Here is a 9,750-nt window from a genome sequence, read left to right on the forward strand (position 1 = left end):
ATTTCATCTCTATTTTTGTTAACAACCAAATAATGAATTATTTTACTACTTTTAAGAGTCCTTTCTTTTGTAATACCCAGCGTCGTCGGTCAATTTGTTTGACTAATCCAGGTTTAATTAGTACCAAATCCTCATCATCACTTTCAACATAGCCCTCAAAAAGTGCTTTAATGGTGAAAGCTTGAGAAGAAGATGGTTGATAATCACCCAAAAATAAATAGCTTAAGTTGCTTTCCGGGAATTCTACTACCCAGAAATCTCCTTTGGTATTGTCTTCTTCTAGGATAACAGTATTAGTATTTTTTCTTTGGCGAAGTTGTTGTTGTTTCTCTGATTCTCTTACTTCATGATAATCTTCAACATATTGTAAAAATAACTCTGGCTGATTATGGTAAATTTTTAAATACTCGTTAAGAAACGATTCGTCTAGGGGAATTGATTTAAATGATTGAGGAAGTGTGTTTAGCATTGTTTCCATTTTGTGTAAGTCACGATTATAAGTATCTTTATCTACATAGGTGTAAGTGAGATATTGTTGTAACTGAGTAAAATTATTAGCCAGTGAATTAGCTAGTTGTTGTTGTTGTTCTTTATATACTGATTGTGTTAAAGTATTTTGGCTTAATTTTTCCATTGAAGTCTTCAGAATAGATAATTGTCTATGAATATCATTGATAATTTGTTGGAAATGTGAAGCTGTTGGCATTTTGTCGTTTCTAGTTTGTTTCTTTCTTTTATTTTTATGATCAAATAATAAAGCAATAAAAGCTGCTGATGTTAATAAAGTACCCAAGATTAAACCTATTAACCATGAAGATAACCACGACCAAGAACGTAAAGATTCTGGTGATGATTCTTCAATGACAATCGGTTCAAGTGAAATATCAGGAGTAGTAGTATTAAGAATTTTTTGCTCTAATTCTTTTAAATTATTATTTATTGAACCGAGGCTAAACTGCAAATACTGTTGAGTCGCATTAGCTAGTTTTGGACCATCATAACCATCTATTTGAATCAGATAATAACCTTTTTCTTGGAGTAAAGTTTGTGCTTGTTGGATTTGATTTGAATTTCCCGATTGAACTTGTGATAGGGTCTGAAAAATTTGCTCTAGTAATGATTCGCTTCTTTGATTGATAGCTTGAACTTGGGGATTAGTTTGTAAAGTTGATGGTAGTTGACTAATTATGTTTCCATAATCAACAGCAATCTCTGCAAATAATGCTTCCGCCTGTTGATAAAAATTTTGCCGTTGTTGAAAATTGGTATAAGTATTGCTTGCTACACTATCTTTTAGTTGCTCAATTTCATTGTTGAGGGTATTTATTTCTTCATTAATTCTGTTAATCTTATCTTGATTAGGTTGAGTCACTTGATCGCTGATATCTATTTCTGGTAAATCTGGTTGAGGCTTTTGACTACAACTTATCAAAATGTAGATGGGTAATAATCCTAGTATTAACCTAAATATCAGTTTCTTCTTCATAATCATTTTCTCCTGTGTTGAGAATTTTCAGTAATTCTTTTAAGCCAATAATAAAGGCTGGCTGTAAGCGTAGATTTTGACTACTACCTATAACTTGTAACAAGGCATTGTCAACTCTTCTTTTTACTTTACGCCAGAGTCTTTCTTTTTCGGCTTCATTTTCTTTGCTATCTTCGCTGTAGCAATTTAGAGGTTTAATCCTTTTTAAATTTAAGTCTGTGATAGCTTGATGATATTGTTCCAGGAAATCTTGGAGGTTAGTCAATTTATCTATAGTAAAACTAGTTATTTTATTCGGTAATTGTAAACGAGATAAGTCATTAAAGCTGACATCGTTAATGATACACTTTTCTGCTGCAAATAATTGATCTTCTATATATTCATCTAAGCCTGTTAAACGGGTGTTGCGGGTGTAAACTAATCCGCAGGCAACTTCGTCTTTTGGTTTTTTACTTAAGATAGTTTCTTCTTGATGATCCGGGAAATTAGATCCGGCACTTAGCATACGACTAAACAGGCGGTTGGCTTCACAAAAGGCGTTAAATTCTCCTGACGGCGACAACCAGTTGAGGATACGAGAACCATTCCCTCCTATATATACGGGAGTATTTTCTTGTTTTAAGTACTTTTGCTCTGCATAAAGTCCTGCTATCACTTTGCCTATATAGTAATATAATCCAGAAATTCCCAAGGTTGAAAGTTGAGTGACGTAGTTTAAGTCGGGATTATTGAGAATATTCGGACGTTCTGTTTTTAGCCATTCTTCACCACGATTAATTAATAAGGCGTCTAGAGTCACATAAAATGGTTCTGGTTGAATATAATTAGCTACTGAAGCTAAATCTACTCCAAATTGCTCTTGCAAAAAGTCTACCTTTTGACGGAGGAATTGAGCAAATAAGTCTCTACCCGCTAACTTAATTGAACATTGATGAATTAATCTATTGCCTTGCCAAATAGAGATATCCGAAGTTCCACCTCCCATATCTATACAGGTTGTATATAGTAAATCGTTATCTTCGTAGTCGGCAAAATATTGGGCTAAGGCTAAGGCTTCAGTGCGAAAATGATATTTGAGATTTCCTCGCCACTGATGATTAATACCAGTGGTGGTGTTTAATTCTTGAATGATATTTCTCCAAGTTGTGTAGTAAGTGTTTTGATCCTCTAATGAGAAAACAAAGGGATAAGATACTGTCCATTTGATATGGCGTATATGATTTCTTGCCGCTTCGGCTGTGACTAAAAGCGCGAGGTTACGTAAAAAAAGTTTATTGGCGCTAATGTCAGATACAGACCATTTTAAGTCGCTCTTGATATTGCTGTCAGTGGGGTTAAATTGACTAATATTTTGGGGAATATACACACGTCCATCAAATATTAACTTCTCTACTCCTGTGGCGCCTAGGGTGGTTAAGACACTAGAAAGGGGAAATTCTTCTTTTGCCCCCGAAATAAAATATTTGTAGAGAATTGATAAACGTCCACTGGGAATGGCAGTTACTTGTAAGTGAAGAGGCGAGAGAGTCAGTTTTTGGGGATTGTCACCAGGATTAAAGTAAACATTGGTAAAGGAGGTACCGAAATCTACCCCAACTGTCCAAGTTTCATTGGGGTTAAGGTTGCCTACTTTGGGAGGAGATGGGAGTAAAATTAAGCCTATCTCCTCAGATGAGTGATTGGCATGACAAATTAAATAGTTAGGAAAGTTTTCTAGTTTGATAATTTCAAAGTTTTGTCCCTCAGGATTATGCAGGAGACGATCGCCTGGCGTATCTACTGTAAATATAAGTTCTTTTGTCTGTTGTTCATTGGTGCGATCGTCAAAGTAAAATGTATAGTATTCTCGCCAGTCAGGTGCGTCAAAATAGGGCCATACTTCTAAAAAGGGTATATTACTAATTCCTAATTCCGGTTTAATCTCATAATCTTTACTTACACTATATTCTCCCCCCGCTAGTCGCAATCTCAGGGTAATCACAACTCCCGATTTATTATCTTTACGATTTTGTCGCCTTATCTCCAGCATTTCTTTTAAGGATTCTGGAGTTAAATAGTTGAGTATTTTTGGCTTTAGGGGTAATAGGGGAGTGATCGCAATATCTTTGTTTTTGTCTCGATAGGTTATGGTATCGGCACCTTTTGGTAAAATTGCCCCCGGTAAGAAACTATGAGACCCTTTGAGAAAGTACAATTCTTCTAAAAATATATCCTCAAAGGTTAGGTATTCCCCTGGGTAGTTGTTGACAAATTCTTCTCGGTCAAACGCTGCTAAACTGGTATCGTATACCCAGATATCCCTTTTATTTGTTTGCCAAACTCTACATATATTCTCCACATCCTCGGGAATAAATAACACTGCCTCACTGATGCAGTCAGTTATTAATAAACTTGATTCTTCTACTATTGGTTGTTTGGCGCCTATGGGATTATTTAGCGTAGAAATTCCCCCCAGGTGTATCGGTGTTTGGAAGTATTGTAAATTTGTGCAGTTACGGCGCGAGGAGTTACTCATCTTACTCTTTATACTCCCTGTTAATTCCCCCAGCCATTCTAAAATTAGTTCCCTAATTTTCGCTGTATAGCTATTCCCCAAGTTCAATTCTTCTGTTAATTCTTCTAACCATAGTTTGAGTTGAATTTTATCATCGTCAGTCAATTCATCACAGGTTAGGGGAGATATGCTTCCGTCTTCTTGATACCATGGTAGCGGTGAGGTTAACATTTTTCTTTGATACCAGGGTAAACCTGTCCAATCTCCTGTTTCTGCTGGACATACTAGCGTTAAGGGTGAAGTCATGCCTACTGCTGATTTTACTGTTTCACCATTTTCTAGAGTTTTTTCAAAGGAGAAGACATAAATTTGTAGCCAAGGATTTGTGGGAGTTTGATATACTGTTTTCTCCCGACTCGGAATCAGAGACCGCAAAGCCTCCACAAAATCATCTCCACTCTCTTCATTTAAATCTATTTTTGTGGCTGTTAATTTTAAGCGGTAAACTTCTGCTAGAGCGATCGCCGCTAACATTCCTCGCCATTGTGCCTTAATTTTATCATGTAGGGGGTGTTCTGTATTCCCCAGAATCATATTTATTAGTAATGGACGTGCCCACATATCTGGTATGTGACTTATTGTTTCTGCTTCACTACCTATCCCTATTTCTAACTCTAAACTATCTGCTAATTCCGCGTAAAATGCCACATTCTCCCGATAATTCCATTCTCCTGGTGTCCCTGGATTAATTGGCGAGTTTGCCTTGAGGCGAGGTTGTAGCGGCGATGGTTGCATATTTTTTCTTTATCCTTTTTTCTTTCAACTATTAGGCATCTGGCGTAAATGCCTTTCTAATTCTTTTAATTGTTCTAAACGGCTTTCTATTCCTAGGTGCATTTCCGTTAATTCTTGACTTTTGATTGTTAACTCTCTCTTCCACTCTTCTATTTTAATTTTTTCTTCTTCTAATACCTCCGGTGTAATTTGGGTTGGACCTAAATAGTTATTAATTATATTTAATATCCATTCTTTGGCTTCTTTTATATTAACAATTTCTCTATTTTCATTGAGTTCAACTAATACTAATATCCCTTCATTTAAAAATTGATGATCTTCTAAATTTATACTCTCTGGATGACAAATACTCCAGAGTTGATTCGGCTTTTGATAAGCTAATAGTTGTAAATCTAAACTGTTAGAAGTAGTATTCTTTCTAACTTGAGCTAAATGTAACATAAGAATAGTCGATTTAAAAGTTACAATAGTGATTAAAGTCTATCTTATTTACTTGAAAATTGCTATATCCTATGTCAAGATTTTATTTTAGTATTAAAAGATAACAACTGGTTTAACATATTGTCATTTAGTTAGTGATTGAAATTATGGAAATTAGACGCTTACAACCAAATCGGCCTGTAGATGTATTAAACTTACGCTATCAAATTAAACTTCCCAACGCTGAGGCAGTAAATATTTTAGAAAAAATAGTTTGGGAAAAGGAAATAGAAGTAGAAAAAAAAAGAGCAACTCTACCTTTAATAGAATTACGTAAAAAAGCGCAAAAAATGGCACCGCCTCAAGGTTTTAGAAAAGCAATAGAAAACAGCGAGAGAAAACCAGCTTTAATTGCTGAGGTTAAAAAAGCATCTCCTTCTAAAGGTATAATAAAAGCAGATTTTGATCCAGTAAAAATAGCTCAAGCTTATGTAGAAGGAAAAGCCACTTGTATATCAGTATTAACGGATGAAAAGTTTTTCCAAGGGAGTTTTGACTACCTAGGTCAAATTCGCCAAGAAGTAAATATACCCCTACTCTGTAAAGAATTCATCCTCTACCCCTATCAAGTATATCTTGCCCGTTGCTATGGCGCCGATGCAGTTTTATTAATTGCAGCAATTCTCAATGACCAAGATTTGAGTTATTTAGTGAAGATAGTTCAGAGTTTGGGAATGGATGCCTTAGTAGAAGTCCACACATTAGAAGAATTAGATAGGGTGTTGAAGATACCAGGAATCAATCTCATTGGTATTAATAATCGTAATCTTCAAGACTTTAGCGTAAACTTAGAAACAACTTGTGAATTATTAAAAGCAAGAGAAGCAGAGATTAAGAGAAAAGATATTTTAGTAGTGAGTGAGTCGGGGATATATAATAATTCTGATCTGATCAAAGTTCAAAAAGCGGGAGCAAATGCTGTTTTAATCGGGGAATCTTTAGTTAAACAATCATCACCCAGCGAAGGTATCGCTAAACTATACTTACAGTAGCTAAACACAACGGAGAAAATCATGGAAGACAAACAAATGTTGATGATACCCGGTCCTACACCTGTACCGGAACAAGTACTACTAGCTATGGCTAAATCTCCCATAGGACACAGAAGTGGAGAATTTAGCAACATTATGGCAGAAGTAACCAAAAAGCTGCAATGGTTACACCAAACTACTAACGATGTCTTGATCTTAACAGCTTCAGGCACAGGTGCCATGGAGGCAGGCATAATCAACTTTATCAACCCAGGAGAAAAGGTTTTAGTAGGTAGTAACGGGAAATTTGGCGATCGCTGGGCAAAAGTAAGTAAAGCCTTTGGTTTGGATGTAGAGGTAATCTCCGCCGAATGGGGTAAGCCTTTAGATACTCAAGAGTTTAAGGCTAAATTAGAAGCTGACACCAATAAGGAAATCAAAGCAGTAATTATTACCCATTCAGAAACCTCCAGTGGTGTACTTAATGATATAGAAACTATTAATAACTATGTTAAAAACCATGGAGAAGCTTTAATAATTGTAGACGCTGTAACTAGTATGGGGGCAATAAATATTCCCATCGATACTTGGGGATTAGATGTAGTGGCATCTGGTTCTCAAAAAGGCTATATGATACCCCCAGGCTTAGGCTTCGTCTCTGTAAGTCCTAAAGCTTGGGAAGCCTATAAAAATTGCACTCAACCACGTTTTTACTTTGATTTAGAACAGTATCGCAAATCAGCAAGTAAAAATACCACCCCCTTTACTCCCCCAGTAAATTTAGTGTTTGGGTTACATTGTGCTTTAGAAATGATGGAAAGGGAAGGATTAGAGAATATTTTCGCCCGCCATCAACGAGTAACTCAAGCTACCCGCGCCGGAATCAAAGCCTTAGGGTTACCTCTATTTGCACCAGATGAGGCCGCTAGTACCGCTATTACCTCTGTTATACCTCATCAAGTAGACGCAGAACGCATTCGCACTGTGATGAAAAAACGCTACGATATCGCCCTAGCAGGAGGACAAGATGATTATAAGGGTAAAATATTCCGCATTGGACATCTAGGCTTTGTCAGCGATCGCGATATTATTACTGCTATTTCTGCTTTAGAAAGTACTCTCCAAGAATTAGGTTACGAAGGATTTACTCCCGGCGCCGGAGTAACTGCTGTAGCTAAATTCTTATAAGAGTCTCTACTGAAACTAGCTAGAGAGTTATATAGCCTTATAACTCTCTGGTTATCAATCGAGATAATGTAACCATAGCAATTTTTAACATTAAAACTGCTAAGCAAACAGTTCAAGGTATTAGCCACAAATACTGTAAACCTATTCACAAATCAGATGGATATAACTATGCAACATAAATTATGTCCCTCATTTCCTCTCATCGCTAACCTGATGAGAGGTTTAGCGAGAGTCTCCATGAGGGCGGAAAGATGACAAATGTTCCAACTATTCAGATTCTCTTAGTTGATGATGATCTTATTTTTGGTGTAGGTTTACGCACAATTTTACTTGAAGGTAATTTCCCTGATTTACAAATAATTAATCAAGTTACTAGCGTTGAGTCTGCTTTAGAGAGTCTAACTACAGTCTTACCAGACTTAGTTATTCTAGAATTAGATCTAAAACTCAAAAGTCCTAGCCAATTATCTGGACTCCAATTTTGCCAAACACTCCAACGTCAATACCCTAGTTTACCAGTATTTTTACTAACCTCTCAAACTAACTCCCCACAGTTACTCGCTGCTTATAATCTCGGGGTTAAGGGTTATTGTCTCAAGGGAACTTCAATTGAGAATTTAGTCAAAGGTTTAAGAAAAGTAGCTAATAATCAAAATTCTTGGCAAATTCCCCCTAGTTTGGCTACAATTATTCCTCAGAAAAAACAGTACAACTGGTTTAGTCTTCAGGCTAAAGAGGGTTTAAAACAGATTGACCAAAACTTGAAACAAGTTAATAACTCTCTGAAAAACTCCCAGCTACCTCTACTAGATTGGTTATACTGGACAGGACGTAAACGAGAATTGAAATTAGCCCGTTGGTTGGTTAATCAGCTTTCTCCTGTAGAATATGTGGTGGTTCAAAATTTACCTCCATCCGATTCTCTTGCTGATTTACCCGCTAATACTTCTTCTAATCCAATAGCTAGTCAATTGGCTTTAATCCCTCAAGGTAATAACAGACTAAATGAATCTAATTTATTTACTGCTACTTTAACTCAAATTCAAGCTGGCGTAAATAATCTTACCAAAAAGCCCTTGGAAATTGATATTCTTCGGGATAAGCAAAAAAAAGAATTACTATATTTAATCTCGACTCAAGTTAGTAAAACTGTTGAAGAAATTAAGTTTACAGATACAGATGAAGAAGATTTATCTGTGACTATTCAAGCAATTGTTAAAGATATTTGGCAGTATTGTAGTTTTGATTTTATTAGTAAGTACTATGGTTATGTGTTTGAAAATAAAGTATCTTTGTTGGATATTTTGATTAAAGAAGTGGAGTTTGTCAATATAGATGTTTTAACAAAAATTCCCTTTAGTTTAGAAATATTGGAATATTTAATCGCAGAAGATACGGTAAGTGAACCAGAAAAAGTTAAAGAAAGGTTTACAATACTTTGGCATAATATGCTGATTCAACTCGCTAATGGAGTGATGCTGACAATTTTAAATAATTTCGTAGATAGGGAAATAAAACAACCAGATATTTATGCTCAAAAAATAAGTTCTTCTCGGGATGTGGCAGAATTTCGTAACCGTCTATCATGGAAATATCGTATAGATAAGTATTTTCAAGAACCAAAGGATATATTTGAAGATAAGTATGAAGTTTATTATTTTAGCGATCGCGGCATCAAAAGAACTTTTATTAAAGCTAATCGTAAATTAGAATTACAACAACTCAGGGGATTGCGTTGGTTAGTGACTATCGCTATTGAAGCTAGAGATGCGATCGCACCTGGGGTTAAATCTGTGATTGATTCCTTAGGAAAAACTGTAATTTATTTACTCACAGAAGTAATTGGTAAGGGTATCGGTTTAATCGGTAAAGGTTTTATCCAGGGAATTGGTAACACCCTTCAAGAGACTAGATATCGTAATCGCGATCAACGAAAATAAATATACTTTACTTGTAGTTATTTTACATTCTCATCGAATTATTTGGGTATGATTTTAAGTATTTGCATCAATATCCCATAATATAACTCTAGATCCCGATTACTTTAGTGGTACCCGGGTGAACATTCCATATTTCTGGGTCCTCCAGACAGGTGTTTTTTAAATTGGCACCATCTAAATTGGTACCATCTAAGTTGGCATTTATCAAATTAGCAGTATCTAGATTAGCATTTTTTAGATTAGCACCCTTTAAATTGACACCTTGTAAACAAGCATTCTCTAAATCGGCATTCTCTAAGTTGGCTTCTTCTAAGTTGACACATGCTAAATCCCCTAAAATAGCACCGCTTCTAAAAATCTACTCAAATTTACTCAAACAGCAAAATAAGACAGAAA

General features: G+C 35.7%; 7 protein-coding genes. 3 read left to right on the forward strand and 4 right to left on the reverse strand.

The features are described from left to right. Window positions 1–37: 37 nt before the first annotated feature. The 3 genes from MW688_RS03755 to MW688_RS03765 are packed head-to-tail and all read right to left on the reverse strand — an operon-like array spanning window position 38 to window position 5,216. Entirely contained in the window at window positions 38–1,486 is a 1,449-nt protein-coding gene (locus tag MW688_RS03755) for a peptidoglycan-binding domain-containing protein (RefSeq protein WP_486734582.1), read from the reverse strand. Next, entirely contained in the window at window positions 1,464–4,775 is a 3,312-nt protein-coding gene (locus MW688_RS03760) for a hypothetical protein (RefSeq protein WP_486734583.1), read from the reverse strand. Before MW688_RS03760 ends, MW688_RS03755 begins: the two co-directional genes overlap by 23 nt. Before the next feature lie 24 nt (window positions 4,776–4,799). Beyond that, window positions 4,800–5,216, reverse strand: coding sequence for a hypothetical protein (locus tag MW688_RS03765; protein WP_486734584.1), 417 nt, complete (start codon window positions 5,214–5,216; stop codon window positions 4,800–4,802). Between the two features lie 146 nt (window positions 5,217–5,362). Between MW688_RS03765 and trpC the strand changes: the two genes are divergently transcribed. The 3 genes from trpC (at window position 5,363) to MW688_RS03780 (ending at window position 9,354) form a co-directional block, all read left to right on the forward strand. Continuing rightward, the gene (gene trpC / locus MW688_RS03770) at window positions 5,363–6,247 is read left to right on the forward strand and encodes an indole-3-glycerol phosphate synthase TrpC (protein WP_486734585.1); all 885 of its coding nucleotides are present in this window, start codon (window positions 5,363–5,365) and stop codon (window positions 6,245–6,247) included. 21 nt (window positions 6,248–6,268) lie between these two features. Next, the gene (locus MW688_RS03775; RefSeq protein ID WP_486734586.1) at window positions 6,269–7,414 is read left to right on the forward strand and encodes a pyridoxal-phosphate-dependent aminotransferase family protein; all 1,146 of its coding nucleotides are present in this window, start codon (window positions 6,269–6,271) and stop codon (window positions 7,412–7,414) included. Window positions 7,415–7,665: 251 nt separating this feature from the next. Then, window positions 7,666–9,354, forward strand: a complete 1,689-nt coding sequence (locus MW688_RS03780) for a DUF3685 domain-containing protein (protein ID WP_486734587.1) — start codon at window positions 7,666–7,668, stop codon at window positions 9,352–9,354. A gap of 88 nt (window positions 9,355–9,442) precedes the next feature. On the opposite strand, the gene MW688_RS03785 is transcribed toward MW688_RS03780, so the two are convergent. Further along, entirely contained in the window at window positions 9,443–9,712 is a 270-nt protein-coding gene (locus tag MW688_RS03785; protein WP_486734589.1) for a pentapeptide repeat-containing protein, read from the reverse strand. Window positions 9,713–9,750 lie beyond the last annotated feature (38 nt).

This window comes from Johannesbaptistia floridana (assembly GCF_057440575.1).

Bases quoted from the DNA above. Each gene is read 5' to 3' on its own strand.
- MW688_RS03755 (WP_486734582.1), bottom strand. From the start codon at position 1,486: ATGAAGAAGAAACTGATATTTAGGTTAATACTAGGATTATTACCCATC.
- MW688_RS03760 (WP_486734583.1), bottom strand. From the start codon at position 4,775: ATGCAACCATCGCCGCTACAACCTCGCCTCAAGGCAAACTCGCCAATT.
- MW688_RS03765 (WP_486734584.1), bottom strand. From the start codon at position 5,216: ATGTTACATTTAGCTCAAGTTAGAAAGAATACTACTTCTAACAGTTTA.
- trpC (WP_486734585.1), top strand. From the start codon at position 5,363: ATGGAAATTAGACGCTTACAACCAAATCGGCCTGTAGATGTATTAAAC.
- MW688_RS03775 (WP_486734586.1), top strand. From the start codon at position 6,269: ATGGAAGACAAACAAATGTTGATGATACCCGGTCCTACACCTGTACCG.
- MW688_RS03780 (WP_486734587.1), top strand. From the start codon at position 7,666: ATGACAAATGTTCCAACTATTCAGATTCTCTTAGTTGATGATGATCTT.